The sequence below is a fragment of the Gilliamella sp. Pra-s60 genome (genome assembly GCF_009795755.1).
Lineage (GTDB): Bacteria > Pseudomonadota > Gammaproteobacteria > Enterobacterales > Orbaceae > Gilliamella.
On sequence record NZ_WTFA01000070.1, the window covers coordinates 1 to 235 of the forward strand.

The 235-nt window shown below is 48.1% G+C and carries 1 protein-coding gene; it reads right to left on the minus strand.

Annotation, left to right across the window (positions count from 1 at the left end):
• A partial coding sequence (locus tag GQ596_RS11040; protein ID WP_202113811.1) for a hypothetical protein occupies nucleotides 1-235 on the minus strand: 235 nt, incomplete at both ends.

The window sequence follows — 235 nt, forward strand, 5'->3', positions numbered from 1 at the left end:
GTTGATAGTCCCATCACTAATTGGGTTAATGCGCTGATGTTTTGTTTTTCAGCTTCAGTGAGGTCTTTGATGTCTTTTCCACCATAGAGGTTATCTAAGATGACTTTTGACGCTAGCTCGCCGCCTACGGCACCGGCTCCCCCTGCGAGTCCTGAGTTGCCTTGTAATTCCGCTACCACCGCACCCAGTATCGCATGCGATACTAATCTTGCTGTTTCATTATCACTCTCCCAGT